This is a genomic window from Paraburkholderia sp. RL17-383-BIF-A (genome assembly GCF_046028015.1).
GTDB lineage: Bacteria > Pseudomonadota > Gammaproteobacteria > Burkholderiales > Burkholderiaceae > Paraburkholderia.
On sequence record NZ_JARESR010000089.1, the window covers coordinates 1 to 490 of the forward strand.

Annotated in this window: 1 protein-coding gene; it reads right to left on the minus strand. The window is 63.3% G+C overall.

Annotated features, from left to right (window positions below):
- Positions 1 to 490 (minus strand): NAD(P)/FAD-dependent oxidoreductase (locus tag P0D71_RS36065; protein WP_408483894.1); only part of this gene is annotated, 490 nt, incomplete at both ends.

The following is a 490-nucleotide window of genomic DNA, read 5'->3' on the forward strand; positions in this document are numbered from 1 at the left end:
AGCTTCAAATGCGGCTTCCGCCGCCAGCATGCCGGTCTTGATCGCCGCGTGCGAACCCTTGATCCGCGATGCGTTCAGGAAACCCGCATCGTCGCCGACCAGTGCGCCGCCCGGGAACACCAGCTTCGGCAGCGACATCAGACCACCGGCCGTGATCGCCCGTGCGCCGTACGACACCCGCTTGCCACCTTCGAGCACCGCGCGGATTGCCGGATGTGTCTTGTAGCGCTGGAATTCCTCGAACGGCGACAGGTACGGATTCGTGTAGCCGAGGCCGACCACAAAACCCACCACCACCTGGTTGTTATCCATGTGATAGAGGAACGAGCCGCCGTACGTGTCGTTCTCCAGCGGCCAGCCGGCGGTGTGCATCACGAGACCCGGCTTGTGCTTCGACGGATCGATCTCCCACAGTTCCTTGATGCCGATGCCGTAGACCTGCGGATCGACGCCTTCGCGCAGTTTGAACCGGTCGTTCAGTTGCCGCCCG